The sequence below is a fragment of the Flavobacterium sp. genome, assembly GCF_035456225.1.
Lineage (GTDB): Bacteria > Bacteroidota > Bacteroidia > Flavobacteriales > Flavobacteriaceae > Flavobacterium.
In genome coordinates this window covers 1-20,102 of record NZ_DATIDM010000130.1, presented here as the reverse complement: position 1 = coordinate 20,102, position 20,102 = coordinate 1, and the positions used below count along the sequence as shown (strand labels likewise).

The 20,102-nt window shown below is 38.5% G+C and carries 23 protein-coding genes and 1 pseudogene; 19 read left to right on the top strand and 5 right to left on the bottom strand.

Annotated elements, in window-relative coordinates:
- Positions 1-72: 72 nt before the first annotated feature.
- Entirely contained in the window at positions 73-303 is a 231-nt protein-coding gene (locus VLB74_RS07845) for a DUF6341 family protein (RefSeq protein WP_325202900.1), read from the bottom strand.
- A 121-nt stretch (positions 304-424) separates the two neighbouring features.
- On the opposite strand from VLB74_RS07845, the gene VLB74_RS07840 reads away from it, so the two are divergent.
- Positions 425-1,354, top strand: a complete 930-nt coding sequence (locus VLB74_RS07840; protein WP_325202899.1) for a DUF6427 family protein — start codon at positions 425-427, stop codon at positions 1,352-1,354.
- Here VLB74_RS07840 and upp read toward each other — a convergent pair.
- Entirely contained in the window at positions 1,349-2,002 is a 654-nt protein-coding gene (gene upp, locus VLB74_RS07835) for a uracil phosphoribosyltransferase (protein ID WP_325202898.1), read from the bottom strand. The genes VLB74_RS07840 and upp overlap by 6 nt on opposite strands.
- Before the next feature lie 77 nt (positions 2,003-2,079).
- On the opposite strand from upp, the gene VLB74_RS07830 reads away from it, so the two are divergent.
- A complete protein-coding gene (locus tag VLB74_RS07830; RefSeq protein ID WP_325202897.1) occupies positions 2,080-2,685 on the top strand; it encodes a DUF4254 domain-containing protein in 606 nt (201 codons plus the stop codon).
- 12 nt (positions 2,686-2,697) lie between these two features.
- Entirely contained in the window at positions 2,698-3,732 is a 1,035-nt protein-coding gene (locus tag VLB74_RS07825) for a glycosyltransferase family 9 protein (protein WP_325202896.1), read from the top strand.
- A 24-nt stretch (positions 3,733-3,756) separates the two neighbouring features.
- Here the strand turns inward: VLB74_RS07825 and VLB74_RS07820 are convergent, their stop codons facing one another.
- The 3 genes from VLB74_RS07820 to VLB74_RS07810 form a co-directional block, all read right to left on the bottom strand.
- Entirely contained in the window at positions 3,757-3,903 is a 147-nt protein-coding gene (locus VLB74_RS07820; RefSeq protein WP_325202895.1) for a hypothetical protein, read from the bottom strand.
- A gap of 193 nt (positions 3,904-4,096) precedes the next feature.
- The gene (locus VLB74_RS07815) at positions 4,097-6,100 is read right to left on the bottom strand and encodes a hypothetical protein (protein WP_325202894.1); all 2,004 of its coding nucleotides are present in this window, start codon (positions 6,098-6,100) and stop codon (positions 4,097-4,099) included.
- Positions 6,101-6,256: 156 nt separating this feature from the next.
- The gene (locus tag VLB74_RS07810) at positions 6,257-7,309 is read right to left on the bottom strand and encodes a ferredoxin--NADP reductase (RefSeq protein ID WP_325202893.1); all 1,053 of its coding nucleotides are present in this window, start codon (positions 7,307-7,309) and stop codon (positions 6,257-6,259) included.
- A gap of 126 nt (positions 7,310-7,435) precedes the next feature.
- Between VLB74_RS07810 and VLB74_RS07805 the strand changes: the two genes are divergently transcribed.
- The 16 genes and pseudogenes from VLB74_RS07805 to VLB74_RS07730 form a co-directional block, all read left to right on the top strand.
- On the top strand, positions 7,436-7,771 hold the full coding sequence (locus VLB74_RS07805; protein WP_325202909.1) for a PadR family transcriptional regulator: 336 nt from the start codon (positions 7,436-7,438) through the stop codon (positions 7,769-7,771).
- Position 7,772: 1 nt separating this feature from the next.
- Positions 7,773-8,378, top strand: a complete 606-nt coding sequence (locus VLB74_RS07800) for a hypothetical protein (protein ID WP_325202892.1) — start codon at positions 7,773-7,775, stop codon at positions 8,376-8,378.
- Between the two features lie 104 nt (positions 8,379-8,482).
- The gene (locus VLB74_RS07795; RefSeq protein ID WP_325202891.1) at positions 8,483-9,103 is read left to right on the top strand and encodes a hypothetical protein; all 621 of its coding nucleotides are present in this window, start codon (positions 8,483-8,485) and stop codon (positions 9,101-9,103) included.
- Position 9,104: 1 nt separating this feature from the next.
- On the top strand, positions 9,105-9,734 hold the full coding sequence (locus tag VLB74_RS07790; protein ID WP_325202890.1) for a hypothetical protein: 630 nt from the start codon (positions 9,105-9,107) through the stop codon (positions 9,732-9,734).
- Complete coding sequence (locus VLB74_RS07785; protein ID WP_325202889.1) at positions 9,731-10,420, top strand: hypothetical protein; 690 nt, start codon at positions 9,731-9,733, stop codon at positions 10,418-10,420. Before VLB74_RS07790 ends, VLB74_RS07785 begins: the two co-directional genes overlap by 4 nt.
- 60 nt (positions 10,421-10,480) lie before the next feature.
- Positions 10,481-11,950 carry a DUF5687 family protein gene (locus tag VLB74_RS07780; protein WP_325202888.1) on the top strand — a complete coding sequence of 490 codons (1,470 nt, stop codon included), beginning with the start codon at positions 10,481-10,483 and terminating at the stop codon, positions 11,948-11,950.
- Between the two features lie 19 nt (positions 11,951-11,969).
- On the top strand, positions 11,970-12,665 hold the full coding sequence (locus VLB74_RS07775) for an ABC transporter ATP-binding protein (protein ID WP_325202887.1): 696 nt from the start codon (positions 11,970-11,972) through the stop codon (positions 12,663-12,665).
- A gap of 148 nt (positions 12,666-12,813) precedes the next feature.
- Positions 12,814-15,510: a type IX secretion system periplasmic lipoprotein PorW/SprE gene (gene porW / locus VLB74_RS07770; RefSeq protein WP_325202886.1), complete on the top strand. Its 2,697-nt coding sequence runs from the start codon at positions 12,814-12,816 to the stop codon at positions 15,508-15,510.
- A gap of 2 nt (positions 15,511-15,512) precedes the next feature.
- Positions 15,513-15,878, top strand: coding sequence for a bactofilin family protein (locus VLB74_RS07765; protein WP_325202885.1), 366 nt, complete (start codon positions 15,513-15,515; stop codon positions 15,876-15,878).
- A gap of 8 nt (positions 15,879-15,886) precedes the next feature.
- Positions 15,887-16,108 (top strand): AtpZ/AtpI family protein, encoded by a 222-nt coding sequence (locus tag VLB74_RS07760; RefSeq protein ID WP_325202884.1) that lies wholly within the window; start codon positions 15,887-15,889, stop codon positions 16,106-16,108.
- A 14-nt stretch (positions 16,109-16,122) separates the two neighbouring features.
- The gene (locus VLB74_RS07755; RefSeq protein ID WP_325202883.1) at positions 16,123-16,509 is read left to right on the top strand and encodes a hypothetical protein; all 387 of its coding nucleotides are present in this window, start codon (positions 16,123-16,125) and stop codon (positions 16,507-16,509) included.
- A 134-nt stretch (positions 16,510-16,643) separates the two neighbouring features.
- Positions 16,644-17,789, top strand: coding sequence for a F0F1 ATP synthase subunit A (gene atpB / locus VLB74_RS07750; RefSeq protein ID WP_325202882.1), 1,146 nt, complete (start codon positions 16,644-16,646; stop codon positions 17,787-17,789).
- A gap of 41 nt (positions 17,790-17,830) precedes the next feature.
- Complete coding sequence (gene atpE, locus VLB74_RS07745) at positions 17,831-18,031, top strand: ATP synthase F0 subunit C (protein WP_023578147.1); 201 nt, start codon at positions 17,831-17,833, stop codon at positions 18,029-18,031.
- A gap of 75 nt (positions 18,032-18,106) precedes the next feature.
- Positions 18,107-18,598 (top strand): F0F1 ATP synthase subunit B, encoded by a 492-nt coding sequence (locus VLB74_RS07740; protein WP_325202881.1) that lies wholly within the window; start codon positions 18,107-18,109, stop codon positions 18,596-18,598.
- 6 nt (positions 18,599-18,604) lie between these two features.
- Complete coding sequence (gene atpH / locus VLB74_RS07735) at positions 18,605-19,132, top strand: ATP synthase F1 subunit delta (RefSeq protein WP_325202880.1); 528 nt, start codon at positions 18,605-18,607, stop codon at positions 19,130-19,132.
- Between the two features lie 39 nt (positions 19,133-19,171).
- A pseudogene (locus tag VLB74_RS07730) lies at positions 19,172-20,102 on the top strand (F0F1 ATP synthase subunit alpha); the annotation flags it as partial.

The following is a 20,102-nucleotide window of genomic DNA, read 5'->3' as shown; positions in this document are numbered from 1 at the left end:
TAAAATTTGCACTTTTTTATTTCGGGAAGGAGCAAAAAAAATCCCGATATGAATCGGGATTTTTCAGAATTCTTATTTTAAGAATGAATGCGCAGTAGTATCCTGCTCATCCTCTCCTCTGTCCTTAAATAATTTTAATTCTTTTGTCCAGTACCATGTAGCACAACAGCAGATAACGATAAAAATCCAGTTTATAATATTTGCTGTCCACCAGTTAGATAATTCTAATTCTCTCATCAAATCCATAGGAGCAAAAAGAATTTCTTCGAATAAATAGGCTATTCCTTCAAAAAAAGCTTTCATAGTGTGTTTTGTTTTAGTTTATTTCGAACTAACAAGTAAAGAAAATAAAACTTCTTACTCTTGTTAGTCTCTTTTTTATACAAGTGTTATCTTTACAGTCACAAAAATATAAAATATCTGCATGTTAGCAAGTCTTTTTAATAAATCTCGACCAATTAATTACGTTTTAATCAGTTTATTGCTGATTGGGTTCTACTTTTTATACTTGACCAGGGATCTTTCATGGACGGAACATTATTTTACGGTTATTCAGAAAACCGGACTTTTGCTTGTTCTTACAGGTTCTTTATTTTTGGTACGATTCATCACTAAAAGAAACGGATTGAGCAAAGACAACAGTTATGCGCCATTTATTTTTGTTGTTTTTTTGATTCTTTTTCCAACAACGTTAGTCAATACCAATATCATTTTGGCCAATTTTTTTCTGCTGTTGGCTTTGCGCCGATTGATATCCATGCAATCGCTGATCACCCCAAAAGAAAAAATTTTTGATGCCTCCTTTTGGATTTTTGTGGCCTCACTATTTCATTTCTGGTGCATACTGTTCCTGATATTGGTTTTTATTTCCATCGTTTTCCACGTATCCAGAGATTATCGCAATTGGATAATACCGTTTATTGCCTTTTTTGCCGTTTTGGTCCTTTTCGTCATGGCCGTGTTACTGCTGGATCATGATTTGCTGGCGTTTGTGAAAGAAAGGTTGCAGATTAGTTTTGATTTTACTTATTTTGAAAACGTATTCCAGAACATAGCGTTGGCTTTTTTCTCCTCGGTGGCGGTATTGTTCTTTTCTACTCAAGTTTTGGTGTTGAAAAGCCGACCGTTAAACATGCAGTCTTCGTATAAAAAAATAATTTTCACATTCCTTTTTGGAGTTGGAATTTATGTTTTATCGGCCGACAAAAACAATAGTTTTTTGATGTTTACCTTTTTTCCCTTATCGGTTTTAGGGACTAACTTTCTGGAAGGGTTAGACAAAGGATGGCTCAAGGAAAGTATTTTAGGCGGATTGGTTTTATTTTCCCTAATTATTTTCCTCGGACAGTTATAGTTTGTTTCCGTAAGCCAAATCGCCGGCGTCGCCTAATCCGGGAACGATGTAATTCTTTTCGTCCAGTTTTTCGTCCAGGGCAGCAACCCATAAATGGCAATTAGGAGGCAGGTTTTCTTCTAAATATGCAATTCCTTCGGGAGCCGCAATTACAACGGCAATGTGGATTTCCTTTGGCTTTTGTTCCAAATGCAGTTTGTTTAAAACCGCTACCAGTGATTGCCCTGTGGCCAACATTGGGTCGACCAAAATCAGGTTCTTGTCTTCAAAGGATGGTGCCGCCTGATATTCCACCAGTATTTCAAACTTTTCGTCGTTGTCATAATGATGGCGATAGGCCGATACAAATCCGTTTTCAGCATCGTCAAAGAAATTCATAAAACCCTGATGTAAAGCCAGACCGGCTCTCAAAATCGAACACAGAACCACCGGTTCAGCAATAGTTGTAGTGTGTTTTATGCCTAACGGCGTCTGAACAGCAACATCTTTATATTCCAACGTCTTGCTCAATTCGTAGGCCATTATCTCTCCGATACGTTCAATGTTTCTTCGAAAACGCATACTGTCCTTCTGAATCGAAACATCGCGAAGTTGCGTTAAAAAGTGGTTCAGAATGCTGTTTTTTTCGGAAATATAATGGATGTGCATAAAATTTGTTTAAAGTTGTCATTCAAAGGTAAAGGATAAAAGTATAAAAACTATATTTGTAAATAAAATTAAAAGCTATGTTTGCCGAATTTGCATTTCCGATTTTTGAACAGAGTATCAAGGAATATCATATCATTGACGATGTGTATCAGCCTACGTTAAACCCTTATGAAAAAGGTTCGTTAGAGCATTTGTTGTTTGCTAAAAACTGGGTGGACACCGTGCAGTGGCATTACGAAGATATCGTTCGTGATCCGAATATCGATCCGGTGGCGGCTTTGGATTTAAAACGTAAAATTGATGCTTCGAATCAGGTTCGTACGGATATGGTGGAATACATCGACAGTTATTTTCTTCAGAAATACAAAGACGTTCAGGTAAAATCTGATGCGAGAATAAATACAGAAAGTCCGGCTTGGGCTATTGACCGTCTGTCGATTTTGGCTTTGAAGATTTACCACATGAACGAAGAAGCGACCCGCGCAGAAGCAACGGCAGAACACCGCGCTAAATGTCAGGAGAAACTAAATGTGCTTTTGGATCAGAAGAACGATATGTTTACCTCCATCAGCCAATTGATTGAAGATATCGAAAAAGGCGACAAGTACATGAAAGTGTACAAGCAAATGAAAATGTACAACGACGAAGAATTGAATCCGGTATTGTATCAGAATAAAAAATAGTCATCCTGGTTGATGTCTAAAAAACAACATATTGCCGTAATAAGGCTCTCGGCCATGGGTGATGTCGCAATGACGGTTCCTGTGTTGAGAGCCTTAATTTTGCAGTATCCCGAAGTGGAAATCACCGTGGTTTCCCGACCTTTTTTCAAACCTTTTTTTGATGGGATTCCGAATGTGAATTTCTTCCCGGTAGATCTGGCCAAACGCCATAAAGGACTTCCGGGTCTGATGCGATTGTATTCGGATTTGCGAAAACTGAACGTCGATAAAGTAGCTGATCTACATAATGTTTTACGATCGAAGGTGGTTCGAAACCTTTTTGCAATGAGCGGAAAAAAAGTAGCCGCTACCGATAAAGGCCGGGCAGAAAAAAAAGCACTTACCCGTTCTGAAAACAAAATTTTTATTCCGGTCAAGCCGATGGTCGAGCGCCATGCCGATACCTTTTCTCAATTGGGTTTTCCGATTGATTTGTCCTATCCGCAGTTTCTGCCGAAAGCCATTTTGTCTGATGCAATCGTTTCGGTAATCGGAAATAAAGACCAAAAATGGGTGGGAATTGCTCCTTTTGCCCAATACGAAAGTAAGGTGTACCCAATCGATTTAATGCAAAAAGTAATCGACGGTTTAGCCGCTGATGCGAATCTGAAAGTTTTTTTATTCGGAGGCGGGGAGAAAGAAATCCAATTATTAAACCAACTGAAAAACAAGCATACCAACGTAATTGTTTTGGCCGGTAAACTGAAATTCAAACAAGAACTGGAAGTCATTTCAAATCTGGATTTGATGCTTTCCATGGATTCCGGAAACGCCCATATTGCAGCCATGCTGGGCGTAAAAGTGATTACGCTTTGGGGCGCGACGCATCCTTATGCGGGTTTCAAACCCTTTAATCAGCCGGATGATTTCTGCCTTGCTTCAGACAGGGAAAAGTATCCGTTGTTGCCAACATCCGTTTACGGAAACAAAAAAGTGGAAGGTTATGAAAACGCGATGCGGACTATATTACCGGAAACGGTTTTAAACAAAATAAAAAAGGAGCTTTAACTGAAGCTCCTTTTTGTTTTGGTATTATTTCTTCTTGAGGTTTTTGATTTCCTCCTGAAGCGCTTTAATCTCTGATTGTAATTGTTGTATGATCTGGCTTTGTTCCTTTATCGCCTGAATCGAAATAGGAATCAGTTCCATATAATTGACTAAATCAACCGGTTTTTCCACATTTTAAATTTTTCATCGCAAGAACGGCATGGAGCGCCTCCTCATAATTAATGATTTAGTGTGGTTTGAATCTGGTTTGCGAAATAGTAATTATTTACAATTAAAGAACAAAATACCAGACAAAAACAGATAGTTAAAATACAAAAAAACCGACAAAACACATGATTTGTCGGTTTTATAAGTTTTCTATTCCTTATTTGCCTTGTGTTCCTTTTGCCATAGTTTGTTGATCCACAAATCGTTTCATTTCTTGCGGGTCTGTTGTTGCTGGCGGAACATCTTTTGCTTTTACTAGATTATTTTCAAAAGGTTGGTTGGCATCTACGCCAAATCGATGATCCTGATAAAACCTTCTCTTGGCTAAAATTCGGTATGAAAATGCGATGTTCGTTTGTCCATTATTTTTCTCCTTAACGGTAAATCCTTTATTGTCAGCGTCTTTAATGACAATAAGGCCGTTGCTTTCTCCTTCTTCCTGAATAAAAATACGCATGGGATGGTTGTTGTCAATGTGTACAGTTTCCATAAATAAATCATCCAAATAGATGTGAACTTGCCCATTCTCAAGCGTGCCTCCACCAATGTCCTCAAACCAAATTTCCGGACTTTCGGTACAGTAGACCAGCTGATTTCCTTTGGTTGTTGGTACGGAAGCCGATTTGGCACCGGTTACAGCAAAATTCCCCATACTGTAAACACCGTAAGCCGAACCCACGGTTGTGTTTGTATTTCTACCGTAAACACCCGTCCCTGTTGTATAGTTAACTGTTCCGAAAACCCCGAAGTCCCTGGTTGCAGGCATGTCGGTGTAGGCTGCGGCCCAGCCTAAACCAAAAACCCCGGCTCCCCAAAGAGAGTAATCTCCTAACACTCCAATTTCGTTTTGGCCCCCATTGGTTGAAACTCCGGAAACTCCGGCCGAACCTAATCCCGTGGAACTGGATTCACCTCGTACCCCGTAAGAGGTGGTTCCTGCGGTAGCGTTTGTATTAATACCATATATTACCGGTAAATTGACTGCATCAGCAATAACATGTAGCTTTGAAGTCGGTGTAGTTGTCCCAATCCCCATGTTCCTATTATTGGTGATTACGGCCACATCATTATTAGCTACTCTAAAGCCGATGTATCCAGACCCGGTATTTTGCTTGTTGATAAACGTAAATGCACCATCGGAAGACTGTAAAAATCCGTATCCGGTTGTGTTATTCTGTGCCTGATGGCTAAATCCTGTCCAAGAAGCACCATGTCCAACATCACCGATAAAGGCATTATTGATTCGTGCATTTCCTCCCTGAACATCGAATTTTTGAGTGGGAGCTGCAATTCCGATACCAACGTTACCGCCGCTGGTTACACGCATTCGCTCCACGTTGGAAGTTCTTGTGACAAAATCTACAACATCAACAGTTCCTATAAAATTGTTGGTTGGATTGGTTCCAATATTCCCGATTGTGTTCCAACCCGAACTGGTAGTTAATATTCTTGACCATGGTGTTGTGGCTGAACCATTAGTTTTTCTAAACCAAAGTTCCTGATCGAAAAAACTTCCTGCAATTTGTAAAGCATAATTATTGGCACTATTGCTATGTCTGGAATCAATTAAATGCCACCAACTGCTGGCACCACTGGGATAATTTACCGGCGCACTTGTCTCGAAGAAACCAGATTGGGCACCTGCATTCCCTTGAAGTCCACCATTATCTCTGGTTTCAGTTCTAGTATTGGAGTTTCCAAATCCAAAAGTTCCGTTTGCTAAATCAAGTCTGTAATTTGGCGCCGAGGTTCCGATACCCACGTTACCATTGGTAAGGAAACGAGCTCTTTCAATGTTATTGGTTCTGAACACAAGGCTTTGATTGTCGATAGTTCCAATAAAATCTGTTGCGGGATTGGTGCCGGCATTACCGATAAGTCTCCAGTCTGACGATGAAAATGGAATCCATATTAATCCGTTATAGTAATAAAAACCCGGTGTCATATCTGTTTGAAATATTATTAATCCTGTAGCGGGTGCTGGAATAGCATTTCGTTGGACCTGTGTCATTCTTGGCGTCAAAAGTCCTGCTGTTGTTGAAGTAATGTCTAATACAGAACTTATGTTAGGGGTTGTTGTGCCAATACCAACTTGAGCGGACGCGTTTTGGCAGGTAAACAGAACAGAAGTAATCAGGAAAGCGCTTAATATTAACCTCATAATTTATGTTTTGTGATGCTTAAAATAAATTTTTGGCAAAACTATAATTTAAATACAAAAGATTAATTTTGGAAGAAAAATATCGTTAAAAAACAAAAAAAACCGACAAAACACATGGTTTGCCGGTTTTTATATATATAGTATTTTTAATTTTATTTACACATCATCGAAATCGATATAGATCTCTGCCGTGGTTGGGTGGGCCTGACAGGTTAAGATCAGTCCTTCGGCAATTTCAGCATCGGTCAGGATAGAGTTTTTCTTCATTTCTGCCGCACCTTTGGTAATTCGGGCCAGACAGCTGCTGCAGATTCCGCCCTGACAAGAGTACGGCGCATCAATTCCCTGTTTTAAGGCTGCTTCCAAAAGAGTTTGCTTTTGAGCCATTTCGAAGGTGGTTTCCTCGTCATCCACCATTACGGTAATTTTGGTGTGGCCTCCTAATGTGCTTTCTATTTTGGTCTCGGTTGTGGAAGTGGTGAAAAGCTCAAATTTGATATCTTTTTCCGGCACATTATTTTCCTTCAGGGTATTGCTCACCGTGGCAATCATATCTTCGGGTCCGCACAAATAGAATTTCGAAAATTCTTTTTCGGAATGTTTGTTGTTGATCACGAAATTCACCACCGATTTGTCCAGTCTTCCAAACAAAGCATCTTCCACATTGACTTTAGTGTAGGCAAATTGTACGAAGAAACGCCCCACATATTTTAACTGTAAATCGTGAAGTTCATTGAAGAAAATCGTGTTTTCCGGGGTTTTGTTTCCGTAAGTCAGCACAAACGTACTTTTCGGTTCGTTTTCCAAAACCGATTTTATGATGGACATAATCGGCGTAATACCACTGCCTGCCGCAAAAGCCGCGTAATTCTTCTGTGCGTCGGATTTAGGTTCAAAAGTAAATTTTCCTTCCGGGAAACCTACTTCGATAATGTCACCCTGTTTTAAATTTTTATTGGCAAATTGCGAAAAAAGCCCATCGGAAACAGCTTTAATCGTAACGCGTAAGTCACCACTGTTTGGCGAACTGCATATTGAATAAGCTCTTCTTATCTCGTTTCCGTCCAATGTTAGTTTTAAGGTTACGTATTGGCCTGCAATAAAAGCATAAGTGGGTTTTAATTCTTCAGGCACATTGAAGGAAACGGAAACGGCTTCCGGTGTCTCTCTGTAGACTTCTTTTATGACTAGTTTATAAAATGTCGACATGGTATAGTTTGTTTAAGTTGCAAAAATAACCATTCTAATTTTTTAAAATATGATAAAAATCAGAAATTAATACCAAAGACTTTTATGTATAAGAAACTTATGTATATTTGCGGAAATGATTTTTTCATGAAAAATTCGCAATTATACAAAGGCAGTCTGAATACCATCATCATGAAGCTTCTGGAAGAAAACGGGCGGATGTATGGTTATGAAATAACACAACAGGTGAAAGAAATCACCAAAGGGGAACTCAAAATAACAGAGGGAGCGCTGTATCCGGCACTTCACAAACTGGAAGCAGAAGGTTTTCTGGAAGTAGAAGTGGAAAAAGTAGACAATCGCCTGCGCAAATACTACAAACTTACCGAAAGCGGTATAACCGAAACGACCAACCGCCTGTCGGAACTGGAAGAATTTATCCGAAATATGCAGACTTTGGTTAATCCTAAACTGAGTTATTAAGATGAAACTGTCGCCAAAAGAAATTCAGTTCATAGACCAGTACCTGCAACAGGCCGGGGTAATATATGTTGATATACGTTATGAAATGGTCGATCATGTTGCTTCAGCGGTGGAAGAAAAAATGAAAAGCGAACAATTGGATTTTTACGAATCGTTCAAGCAATATATGGTACTAAATAAGAAGGAACTATTACAAAGAAAAGGTTCTATATATTCCAGAACAGTCATGATTTCTTTTTTGAAATTCATGGTGCATCCTTTAAGACTTGTTATGGCCGTTTTGCTGTTTACATTCTTTAAATATGTTGATGTTAATGCCTATTTTCCGAAAGACTTTACGGTTAGGAATCTGTTTTTTGTAATTATCCTGATTATTGCGGCAGGTCAGTCGATTTATATCCATTTTATACTTAAGAAACGGTTTTTTATGTTAGAACGTTTGGGCGGAGTAATGGCTTTTATTTATTACTTCCAGCTGTTTTTCTTGGGCCACCAGCCAGAAGCATTTATCCTTACCGTGATGTCGTATGTGTTGCTGGTTTATCTGCAATATTTTGTTCAGGGAGTGCGTAAATTTAATCTTAACAGAAAACTGTATGCAGGCTGAAAAGAGATCAGTAAAAGAAATAATCAACTGTTTGTTGGAAATGGAAGGGTTTATCCTGTTGTGTAAATTTTAAACTGCATTATTAATCTTTTCAGAATTTGAGTATGAAATTATCAGAACAACAATTAGAAACGATAGACAAAGTACTTACCAATCAGGGAGTGACTTTTGTGGATTTTAAAATTGAAATTACCGACCACATTGCCTGTGAAGTCGAGGAAATGTGTACGAACAAAAATATTGACTTTGAAGTCGCTTTTGAAACGATTCTTAAAAAATGGAGCAGCCAACTGACAAAAAGAGGTAGCTTATGGCTGTCTCAATCCTATCCAAAAATCATTATGGAGGATATTGGGAAGAGAATGAGTAAAGAAAAGCTGATTTCAGGAATACCGATGGTTTTATTCATTATTTGCTTTGCTTTTTTTGGGTTGCGCATAAAATGGCTTGACGGGCAAGTGGACTTGTTGAAGACGATTTATTTTGTTCTTCTCGGAGTACTCATAATCTTTGGGGTTAAGTTGAATTACAGATCGGCAAAAACATCCCACCGTTTTCTTTTTAACCGATCGTTTATTTATTTTTCGATGTTTTCGTTTATGTTTCTTATTCTGAATGTGGGCTTGGGGCTGTTGTTTTTCTTATCGGTGCTACTTATTCGATTTCCATTCATAGTACGAAACGCCATCCGCCATGAACATTGCATTAAAAAATTGAGTTATTAAGATGAAATTAGAAAAAGAAGACATCCTTTTTATAGACCAATATTTAAAAAAGGAAGGTATAGAATATTTAGATATCCGTTATGAAATGGTAGATCACGTTGCTTCTGCCGTTGAAGAAAAATTGGAAGAGCAAAAGTCGGGTTTTCAGTATGCTTTCCGGGCTTATATGGCTTCGCATAAAAAGGAAATCATGGCGAATAACAGAAAATTTCTTCAACTCGCCGGTAATAAAGCCCTTTCGATATTTTTAAAAAATTTCATAAAACCGCCTTTTGTACTTTTGACGGGGTTGTTCTTTTTATTGTTTTATTCTTTGGTTGCTGTTTTTCCTGATTTTGATCACAAGGACGCTTTTCAGATCTCTTATTTTATGCCAACTATCGTATTAGCCGGAACTTATTTATACAAACAGTTTTTAAGAAAAGAGAAGTTTTCGGTGGCGGATAGGTTTCTGGGATTTTACTTTCCTATAACTTATCTTCCCAATTTCGTGTTTCGAATTCAAGATAAAATAATGTCGCCCAATTTGCTTTTCATTTATTATTCGATTCTGCTCAGTTTTTCAATTGTAGTTTATTTGTCTTATCGGGAAATAATAAAAAGCTATGAAAACCAATTTCAATTACGATGAAAATCACAGCCGATCAAACAGAACGCCTTTATCAGTTCACCCGTGAACATTACGTGGAATATTACGATCTGCAGACCGAACTGGTGGACCATTTAGCCAATGGTATTGAATTGCTATGGAGTGAAAATCCCAAACTTTCTTTCGAGGAAGCAATGCAGATGGAATTCAAAAAGTTCGGCATCTTCGGTTTTATGAACGTGGTGGAACAACGACAGACTACACTTACCAAGAAATACAACGGACTGGTTTGGCATCATTTCAAAGCGTTTTTTCAACTTCCACGAATCATCGCGACCATAACCGCAATAGTGTTGCTGAAATGGATACTTGGCACAGTGGCGTTTACAAAGTTATTAGCTGTTACACTTTTTGGATTGTTGTTTTTGATTTATTTAGGAGGTTTATGTTGTCAGATTTATAAGAACAGGAAAAAAGTAAAAACGACAGGAAAAAAGTGGTTATTTGAAGAGATTCTTGCCAAAACCGGTTCGATTATGGCGTTTGGTTATTTGCCGATGCAGGTAATCGGTCAACTTTTGGACCATACAGAAAACACCTATGTGGTTTGGATTATTAGTTTTGTGATCGTTGCCCAGTTTTTGTTGAACTATATCATGTTGCATGAAATCCCGAAAAAATCTCAAGAATATCTCATGGCCACCTATCCGGAATATAAATTAACATAATGAAGTGTAACATTTTTGTTTTTCTGACACTAACTTCTTACAATAAATAAGCAATAGCCTATGTTCAAACATTTTATCACTCTGGAATGGAAATCGTTTTTGCGATCGGCTTCCCTTTCCACCAATCTCGTTCTTAAAATTGTAATGATTTTAGTAGCGGTGTATTTCGGAGGTTGTTTCCTGGTTCTTGGAGCGGCGTCCTATTATATGCTGAAGGATTATGGTTTGCCTCCAATGGAAACCCTCAACAAATACCTGATTTATTATTTCTTTATCGATTTGGTCATCCGGTTCTTTATGCAGAAAACGCCGGTCATGAACATAAAGCCGCTTTTATACATCAATATCAAAAGGAAGAGCATCGTGAATTTTACCTTGGGAAAAACAATGTTGTCTTTTTTTAACTTCATTCACGCTTTCTTTTTCATCCCTTTTTCCGTTGTTCTTATAATGGAAGGGTTTGGTTTTTTAGGTGTGCTGTCCTGGTTCGTGACCATGTTTGCGATGGTTATGCTGAACAATTTCCTAAACATCCTGATCGATAAAAAAGACAGTGTTTTTTATACGGCTCTTGTCGTTTTTGCAGCCTTGGGAATCTTACAGTTTTACAGCGTTTTTGATGTTACACACTATACAGCACAGTTTTTCACTGGGACTTACGAAACGAAATGGATGGTAATCTTACCGTTGATTCTTTTCGCGGCAGTGTATGTCGTAACCTTTAAGTTCTTTAGAAAAAACCTGTATCTCGACCAGGGACTTTCCGTAAAAGAAGATATCGCGAAAACCGAAGAGTTGACCTGGCTGAATCAGTTCGGGACTTTGGGAACATTCCTGAAAAACGACATCAAGCTTTTAAAAAGGAACAAGCGCTCGCGAACCACGGTTTTTATGAGTGTTGTTTTTATTTTCTACGGATTATTGTTTTTCAGTAATGGTATTGAAGTGTATCAAAGTCCGATGATGCAGGTTTTTGGCGGTATTTTCGTTTCAGGAGGTTTCCTTTTTACTTTCGGACAATTTGTGCCGAGCTGGGACAGTTCGTATTATCCGCTAATGATGAGCCAAAACATTCAATACAAGGACTACCTGAATTCAAAATGGTGCCTGATTGTGATTGCCACGGTCATTTCAACTCTTTTGGCCTCTTTTTACCTGTATTTCGGTTGGAAGACTTACTTGCTGATTGTGGTTGGAGCCATCTATAACATAGGTGTAAATGCGCATTTGGTTCTTTTGGGAGGGGCTTATGTTAAAACGCCTATCGATTTGGCATCCGCTAAAGGTGCTTTTGGTAACCGACAGGGATTCAATTTGCAGACCTTCCTGATTTCTATTCCGAAATTACTTTTGCCAATGGCATTGTATGGCGTTGGAAAGGCGTTTTTCGGTTTTGAAATCGGATTGCTTTTTGTGGCATTGGCGGGTATCGCCGGGTTTGCCTTCCGTAACAGAATGTTCCGCATCATCGAAAATGTGTACAAAAAGGAAAAATACAAAACGATTGCGGCTTATTCTCAAAAAGACTAATTTCTTAAAAAGACAAAAGATGATACAAGTATCCAATTTATCAAAAACATATAACGGAATTACCGTATTGAATATCGAAAATCTGGAAATTAAAAAAGGGGAGAGTTTTGGTCTCGTTGGAAACAACGGTGCCGGAAAAACCACTTTCTTCAGTTTGTTGCTGGATTTGATTCAGCCGTCAAGCGGAAAAATCACCAGCAATGGTATCCAGATTAATACCAGTGAAGCATGGAAACCGTTCACGGCGGCTTTTTTAGACGAAAGTTTCCTTATCGGTTACCTGACCCCGGAAGAGTATTTTTATTTTATAGGTGAATTGCGCGGACAAAATAAAGCAGATGTGGATGCTTTGCTTGAAAAACACGAAGATTTTTTCAATGGGGAAATCCTGAAAAAGAAAAAATACCTGCGTGACCTGTCGAAAGGAAATATGAAAAAAGTGGGCATTATCGCTACACTGATCGGGAATCCGGAAGTGATTATCCTAGACGAACCTTTTGCTAATCTTGACCCAACCACGCAAATCCGTTTGAAGAAAATTATCAAGGAATTGGCCGCAACCCCTGATGTTACCATTTTGGTTTCCAGTCACGATCTGCAGCATACGGTGGAAGTTTCAGATAGAATCGTAACACTCGAAAAAGGAAAAATAGTGAGAGACATCCAGACTTCCCCGGAAACACTCAAGGAACTGGAGGCCTTTTTTGCCGTATAACTTGTAATCCCCTGTAATTTCAGGGGATTTTTTTTCTGTTGAGCCGATTTTTATCCGCAAATTTCCCACATATTAAAAAGAAACGTATTTTTACCCTATATTATACTAAAAAAAGAGTTTGAAAGTTAAAGGAATAAAACGTTTTGCCTTGAAAAACATACAGTTAAAATATTTGCTTGCGGTTGCATTTTTGGCACTGCTAATCGCGTGCTCCACAAAAAAGAATACGTTTGTCAGTCGAAATATGCATGCGCTGGCAACCAAAGATAATATTTTGTATAACGGACGGATCGCTTTTGATAAAGGGATCGAAGATCTGAAAACCACCTATAAAGATAATTTTTGGGACATCCTTCCGGTAGAACGTATGCAGGAAAAGACCGAGGCAATGCTTCCGGGTCAGACCAAAAACCCCAATTTTGAAAGAGCCGAGGACAAAGCAATAAAAGCAATCCAGAAGCACTCCATGAATATTGACGGAAGTGAAAAGAATCCGCAGATGGACGAAGCACACCTGCTTTTAGGAAAAGCAAGGTATTACGATAATCGTTTTCTTCCGGCGTTGGAAGCTTTTAACTACATCTTGTATAAATACTCCGACAGCGATAAGATTTTTGAAGCCAAAATCTGGAGGGAGAAAACCAATATCCGTTTGGAAAATGATGCTTTGGCCATTAAAAATTTAAAATTACTCCTTAAAGGCAACAACAAAAAAATGGACGATCAGCTCAATGCGGATGCCAATGCTATTCTGGCGCAGGCTTATTTGAATACAAACGTCATGGATACCGCAATTGCCAAATTAAAAATCGCCCGTGAACTCACCAAACATAAAGAGGAGAAAGCCCGTTATAATTTCATCCTTGGTCAATTGTACGAAAGTCTTAACTATCCGGACAGCGCTTATACCGCTTTTCAGGAAGTGATCGATATGAAGCGCAAGTCACCCCGACGCTATGTCATCTGGGCACACGCGAAACAGGCGCAACAGTTCGATTTCAAAAAAGGGGATACCTTGGCTTTTTCCGAAAAGTATGATGATTTAATTAAAGACAGGGAAAACCGACCTTATCTGGATGTGATTTATCATCAAAAAGGCTTGTTTTATGACAAGTTGGGGAAAAATCACGATGCTAAAAAAAATTATAATAAATCGTTGCGTGCCGTTTCTCAAGACAATTACCTGACGGCTTCTAATTATCGCAATCTTGCGGCAATTTATTTTGACGAATCGAAATACAGAATGGCCGGACAATATTATGACAGTACCTTATTACGTTTGGATGTAAAATCCAGGGAACATTACAGTGTTAAGAAGAAACGGGAGAATTTGGCGGATGTGATAAAGTACGAGGATATCATTCATAATAACGACAGCATTCTTAAAGTTGTTGCCATGAGCGAAAATGACAGGCGTAACTATTTCGAGGCTTACATCGCTAACCTAAAGATCGAAAACGAGAGAAAAGCGCTGGAAGCGGCTAAAAAAGCAGAAGCGGGTCAGCATCAGGATCCCACGAATGCTCTGAATCCTCAAAGTATGGTTCCGGATGGTAATAATCCGCCGGCGATTAAGAATGGAAAAGCAGTACCGGTTACTTCAGAACCGGTTACGATGCAACCCCCAACGATGCAACCGCCAAAGTCGCAGCCACCGGGAGTAATTGAAAATCAGTCGAGTTTTTATTTTTATAATCCTACCACGGTTGCTTATGGGAAGGGCGAATTCCGTAAAAAATGGGGTAACCGAACATTGAAGGACAATTGGCGTTGGTCTTCGGCTGAAGAATCTGCTGAAATAACCGATGAAAAAGTTGAGCCAACCGAAGAAGTGGTAAAAGTGGATGAAAATCCGGAAGTTAAAGTGGATAATCCTGCCTATACGGTAGATTTTTACACCAGTCAGTTGCCAACCGATCAAAAGGTGCTGGACGATATGGTAAGAGACCGAAATTTTGCCTATTTCCAGTTAGGGAACATCTATAAGGAGAAATTCAAAGAGTATGAATTGGCCGCTTCCAGACTGGAAACGCTGCTGACCAAGAATCCGGAAGAACGATTGGTGCTTCCTGCCAAGTATAATCTGTATAAAATATACGAGATCATCAACCCGGCTAAAGCGGAAGCGATGAAAAATGAAATCATCACCGGTTATCCGAACAGCCATTATGCGAAAATTTTGTCCAACTCGGCCATCGATCAAATTACCGATACACCTGAAGTGGCTTATGGCAACTTATTCAAACAATATGAGAAAGGACTTTATCAGGAAGCGTTACTGGAAGCCGATCGTATGATTCAGAACTTTGCCGGAGATCCGATGGCACCGAAATTTGAATTGCTACGCGCCAGAATCATTGCCCGTTTGGAAGGTTTGGAACAGTATAAAAACGCCTTGATGACCATTGCCAAAAATTATCCGACCATTGATGAAGGAAAAGAAGCGGATGCTTTGGTGAAAAATGATATTCCTAAATTAGAACAACTACAATTAGGCAAAGGAACTCCGGTGAGCTGGAAAATCGTGTATCAGATTCCTTATCCAAATACAGGCAATGCAAAAGTTAAAGTGTTAACCGACAAATTGGCTACCTATATTAAGGACAGAAACAGTTCTAAAATTATAATGTCCAATGATATTTATCTGAAAGACAGCAGTTTTATTGTAATCCACGGTTTTGCAAGCAAAGAGAGTGCGGAGTCGACGATTTCGGTTTTAAAAGATTTCAAAGGATATAAGATTGCCGATCCTGCTTTCGTGATTTCGAATGAAGATTATAAAGTGATTCAGGTCAAGAAAAACCTTTCTGAATATTTGGCAACAATTAAAACAGTAGTTAAATAACGATGTTCGACAAGCCGCAAAAATCGTATACGGATCTATTAGGTAAAACCAACAGAATAGTTGAAGGAACAATTATTGAAGGAAATATCGTTTCCCAGGCTGATTTTCGTCTGGACGGACATCTCAAGGGGAACTTTTCATCAGCAGGCCGTTTGGTCATTGGTCCAGCCGGGAGTGTTACCGGAGATGTTGTCTGCAAAACGGCGGATATAGAAGGAAAGTTCGACGGAAAAATTGATGTGGCCGAAATGTTGAACATCCGTTCCAAGGCATCTATTAATGGAGAAGCGGTAGTTGGAAAACTTTCTGTGGAACCCGGAGCCGATTTCAGTGCTTCCTGTGTGATGCGCAACGTCGAAAAAAAATAAGAGTTGATATGGGAGATCCGGAGAAAAAATCACCTAACAAATGGCTGGCACTGATTAATATCCCTTTTCAGATGGGGGTGATTATTGCTGCAGGCGTGTTTTTCGGCAGATGGCTGGATGATAAATTTAGCAAACAAGGTTCTCTTTTTACAATTATATTTTCACTCTTGGCGGTATTTTTAGCGCTTTATAATGTGCTACTGCAAGTTAAAAAATTAAACAAAGAATAATTTTACCCTAAATAATGAAAGAAAAAATCCTTCCTTTTTTAAAACAATTTCTTCCTTTTTCTGTTTTACTGTTCTTTGTCCAAAAAATTCTTGTCGAAAACTATTTTACCGGGATCACTTTTTATTATGAAACCTTGAGCATCTACCTGTTTCATTTTATATGTACACTATTGTTTTTTTTCTTTTTGGTGTTTGTAAATCAGACCTTTTTCGATAAAACCGGATATGCCTTTTTAGCTACGGGAATTTTAAAAATGATGGCATCGGTTGTTTTTCTGTTGCCTTTAATTCAATCAGATCTGACCGACAAAAAACCGGATGTGATTGCTTTTTTTATTCCTTTTTTTCTTTTTCTATTATTTGAAACTATTCATTCCGTAAGGCTTTTAGGTCAGAAATAAGCATTTAAGTCGTAGATTTCAAGAGAATTAGCAAGGCTTTTCAAATTTTGTGATTATATATTTTCGTTTATTAATTTAATATGTACCTTTGCGCAAAATTTATAGACCGTAAAAATTAAGATATTTAATAAGGTATGGCGTTTTCAAAAAAACCTGTTAGTTTTATTGTAGCAACTTTTGTAGGACTTGTTTCTTCAATTGCTTTGGCGAACCCTACAACTGATTCAGTTCAAGTAAAAACAGAAGTGGCTCATGAAGAGCATGCAGCTGCTCCAGAGGCAGCACATGGTGAAGGAAAAGAGTTTAGTGCTACGGAATTAATCAATTCGCATATTGGTGATGCACACGATTTTCACATTGCGGATTGGGATGGTCATGCAATATCGCTTGCGCTTCCTGTTATTTTATGGACGGATAATGGTTTAAAAGTTTTTTCATCGGCAGAATTTCACCATGACAATACAGGTCACCACGTAGTGTCGGTTGACGGGCAGAGTTTTGTTCGTCATAATGAAGTGATTTATTATGCGGATAAGTTTGAGCAATTAAAAGAAGAGGACAAAAGTGCTTTCAATTTTGATGCCCGTCCTTTGAATTTTTCCATTACGAAAAATGTTTTCTCAATGTTGTTGTCTGTAATCGTATTGTTTTTATTGTTTACAGCTATGGCACGTTCTTATAAAAAGAATGACAAAGCACCGAAAGGATTGGCTGGGTTCTTAGAGCCGTTGGTGATTTTCGTTAGAGATGAAATTGCTATCCCGAACATCGGACATAAGAAATACGCTAAATACATGCCGTATTTGTTAACGATATTTTTCTTTATCTGGATTAACAACTTGATTGGTCTGATTCCTTTCTTTCCATTCAGTTCAAATTTAACAGGTAATATTTACTTTACCTTTGTAATGGCTTTCATTACTTTTATGATTACCACATTCAGTGCCAATAAAGCATATTGGGGGCATATCTTCGCACCACCAGTACCTAAAGCGTTGTACCCAATTATGTGGCCGGTGGAAATTATCGGTATGTTTACAAAACCATTCGCTTTAATGATACGTTTATTCGCAAACATTACAGCGGGTCACATCATTATTTTGAGTTTAATTTCGTTGATTTATATATTTAAAACGGTTGCAATAGCGCCTGTTTCTGGAGCATTCGTTTTATTTATGAGTGTATTGGAAATGTTGGTTGCTGCATTGCAGGCTTATGTTTTTACATTGTTGTCAGCGTTATTTATTGGTCAGGCTGTAGAAGAGCACGATCATCATTAATTGAGAGTTTTATTAATTATTAACTATATAAATTTATTCTTATGGTATTAGCTGGAATCGGTGCTGGATTAGCTGTAATTGGTGCAGGAATCGGTATTGGAAAAATTGGTGGATCTGCTATGGACGCTATGGCAAGACAACCAGAAGCTGCTGGAAAAATTCAAACTGCAATGATTATTGCTGCTGCTCTTATCGAGGGTGTTGCTTTATTCGCTGTTGTAGTAGCATTAATTGCTAAGTAATTTAAAACAAAAGTTTCGCAACGGTTGGTTGCGAAACTTTTTATAAAGTAAAACACAATTTAATTATATAAGAATATGAACTTCACTTCACCGGAAAGTTTAATTTTTTGGACAACCTTAATCTTCTTGGTTTTCTTTTTGCTAATGAAAAAATTAGCTTGGAAACCAATATTGGGAGCTGTTAAAAGTAGAGAGGAATCTATTAATAACGCTTTGGCTTCTGCAGAAACGGCTAAAAAGGAGCTATTAAATCTTAAAGCTGATAATCAAAGATTATTAGACGAAGCTCGTGCGGAAAGAGATACTATGCTTAAAGAAGCTCGTGAAATCAAAGAAAAAATGATTGCTGACGCGAAATCAGAAGCACAGGTACAAGGTGCTAAAATGATAGAGCAGGCAAAAGCGTCTATTGAAAGCGAGAAAAATGCAGCTTTGGCTGAATTGAAAAACCAGGTTTCTGGTCTTTCTGTAGAAATCGCTGAAAAATTATTAAGAGGTGAACTTTCTAACAAAACCTCTCAAACGGAATTGGTTGAGAAAATGTTAGAGGACGTAAAATTAAATTAATCGTATATGTCAAGAGCAGCGATTAGATACGCAAAAGCAATTTTAGATATTGCAAACTCTAACGGTAAAGCGGCAGGTGTTAACGACGACATGAAGTCTATCGTTTCGGCTGTGGCAGAAAGCGCTGAGTTAAAGGAATTTTTATCCAACCCTACAGTTAAGGGTGATGTGAAAGTTGCTGCATTATCCGAAGTATTTGCTTCTGTTCAGTCAGAAACAAAAAGTTTGTTCCGATTGTTATTTGAAAACAAAAGATTCGAGATTTTACCTTCGATAGCTTCTCAGTACAATCTGTTGTTTGATGAGTTAAACGGTGTGGAAGTGGCTAAAGTAACAACTGCTTTCCCTATCACTCCGGAATTGGAAGCTAAAGTATTGGCAAAAGTTAAAGAATTTTCAAATAAATCGGTTACCATCAATAATGTAGTAGATGAGTCAATCATTGGCGGGTTTATCCTGAGAATCGGAGACAAACAGTACAACGCTTCTGTGGCAAACAGTTTGCAAACATTAAAAAGAGAACTTTTAAATTAGTATTTACCACACCAAAAGGTGTTTAAATTATAAAACAGAATGGCAGAAATTAAAGCTGCTGAAATTTCAGCAATATTAAAGAAACAATTATCTGGTTTTGAATCAGGTGCTACGTTAGAGGAAGTGGGGACAGTTCTTCAGGTAGGAGACGGTATCGCTCGTGTTTACGGTTTGTCTAACGCTCAATACGGTGAGTTAGTACAATTCGACAACGGGTTGGAAGCTATTGTATTGAACTTAGAAGAAGACAACGTAGGGGTAGTATTGTTAGGGCCTTCTATCGGAATCAAAGAAGGTTCAACTGTAAAAAGAACTCAGCGTATTGCTTCTTTAAAAGTTGGTGAGCAAATGGTAGGTCGTGTTGTGGATACTTTAGGTAACCCAATCGACGGTAAAGGACCAATCGGTGGTGACCTTTACGAAATGCCATTGGAAAGAAAAGCTCCTGGAGTTATCTTCCGTCAGCCGGTAAACGAGCCGCTACAAACGGGTATCAAATCTATCGATGCGATGATCCCAGTAGGTCGTGGACAGCGTGAGTTGGTTATCGGTGACCGTCAAACTGGTAAAACTACAGTATGTATCGATACCATTTTGAATCAAAAAGAATTTTACGATGCTGGTAAACCAGTATTCTGTATATATGTTGCTGTTGGACAAAAAGCGTCTACAGTAGCTGGTATTGCAAAAACATTAGAAGAAAAAGGCGCAATGGCTTATACAGTTATCGTTGCTGCTAACGCTTCTGACCCTGCTCCAATGCAGGTTTATGCTCCAATGGCGGGTGCTGCGATTGGTGAGTATTTCCGTGATTCAGGTCGTCCTGCTTTGATCATCTATGATGATTTGTCAAAACAGGCTGTTGCTTACCGTGAGGTGTCTTTGTTATTAAGAAGACCACCAGGACGTGAGGCTTACCCTGGAGACGTTTTCTACTTACACTCTCGTTTATTAGAGCGTGCTTGTAAAG

Excerpts from the sequence above, each read along its gene's own strand:
- VLB74_RS07845 (WP_325202900.1), bottom strand. The coding sequence starts at position 303 with ATGAAAGCTTTTTTTGAAGGAATAGCCTATTTATTCGAAGAAATTCTT.
- VLB74_RS07840 (WP_325202899.1), top strand. The coding sequence starts at position 425 with ATGTTAGCAAGTCTTTTTAATAAATCTCGACCAATTAATTACGTTTTA.
- upp (WP_325202898.1), bottom strand. The coding sequence starts at position 2,002 with ATGCACATCCATTATATTTCCGAAAAAAACAGCATTCTGAACCACTTT.
- VLB74_RS07830 (WP_325202897.1), top strand. The coding sequence starts at position 2,080 with ATGTTTGCCGAATTTGCATTTCCGATTTTTGAACAGAGTATCAAGGAA.
- VLB74_RS07825 (WP_325202896.1), top strand. The coding sequence starts at position 2,698 with ATGTCTAAAAAACAACATATTGCCGTAATAAGGCTCTCGGCCATGGGT.
- VLB74_RS07815 (WP_325202894.1), bottom strand. The coding sequence starts at position 6,100 with ATGAGGTTAATATTAAGCGCTTTCCTGATTACTTCTGTTCTGTTTACC.
- VLB74_RS07810 (WP_325202893.1), bottom strand. The coding sequence starts at position 7,309 with ATGTCGACATTTTATAAACTAGTCATAAAAGAAGTCTACAGAGAGACA.
- VLB74_RS07805 (WP_325202909.1), top strand. The coding sequence starts at position 7,436 with ATGAAAAATTCGCAATTATACAAAGGCAGTCTGAATACCATCATCATG.
- VLB74_RS07800 (WP_325202892.1), top strand. The coding sequence starts at position 7,773 with ATGAAACTGTCGCCAAAAGAAATTCAGTTCATAGACCAGTACCTGCAA.
- VLB74_RS07795 (WP_325202891.1), top strand. The coding sequence starts at position 8,483 with ATGAAATTATCAGAACAACAATTAGAAACGATAGACAAAGTACTTACC.
- VLB74_RS07790 (WP_325202890.1), top strand. The coding sequence starts at position 9,105 with ATGAAATTAGAAAAAGAAGACATCCTTTTTATAGACCAATATTTAAAA.
- VLB74_RS07785 (WP_325202889.1), top strand. The coding sequence starts at position 9,731 with ATGAAAATCACAGCCGATCAAACAGAACGCCTTTATCAGTTCACCCGT.
- VLB74_RS07780 (WP_325202888.1), top strand. The coding sequence starts at position 10,481 with ATGTTCAAACATTTTATCACTCTGGAATGGAAATCGTTTTTGCGATCG.
- VLB74_RS07775 (WP_325202887.1), top strand. The coding sequence starts at position 11,970 with ATGATACAAGTATCCAATTTATCAAAAACATATAACGGAATTACCGTA.
- VLB74_RS07765 (WP_325202885.1), top strand. The coding sequence starts at position 15,513 with ATGTTCGACAAGCCGCAAAAATCGTATACGGATCTATTAGGTAAAACC.
- VLB74_RS07760 (WP_325202884.1), top strand. The coding sequence starts at position 15,887 with ATGGGAGATCCGGAGAAAAAATCACCTAACAAATGGCTGGCACTGATT.
- VLB74_RS07755 (WP_325202883.1), top strand. The coding sequence starts at position 16,123 with ATGAAAGAAAAAATCCTTCCTTTTTTAAAACAATTTCTTCCTTTTTCT.
- atpB (WP_325202882.1), top strand. The coding sequence starts at position 16,644 with ATGGCGTTTTCAAAAAAACCTGTTAGTTTTATTGTAGCAACTTTTGTA.
- atpE (WP_023578147.1), top strand. The coding sequence starts at position 17,831 with ATGGTATTAGCTGGAATCGGTGCTGGATTAGCTGTAATTGGTGCAGGA.
- VLB74_RS07740 (WP_325202881.1), top strand. The coding sequence starts at position 18,107 with ATGAACTTCACTTCACCGGAAAGTTTAATTTTTTGGACAACCTTAATC.
- atpH (WP_325202880.1), top strand. The coding sequence starts at position 18,605 with ATGTCAAGAGCAGCGATTAGATACGCAAAAGCAATTTTAGATATTGCA.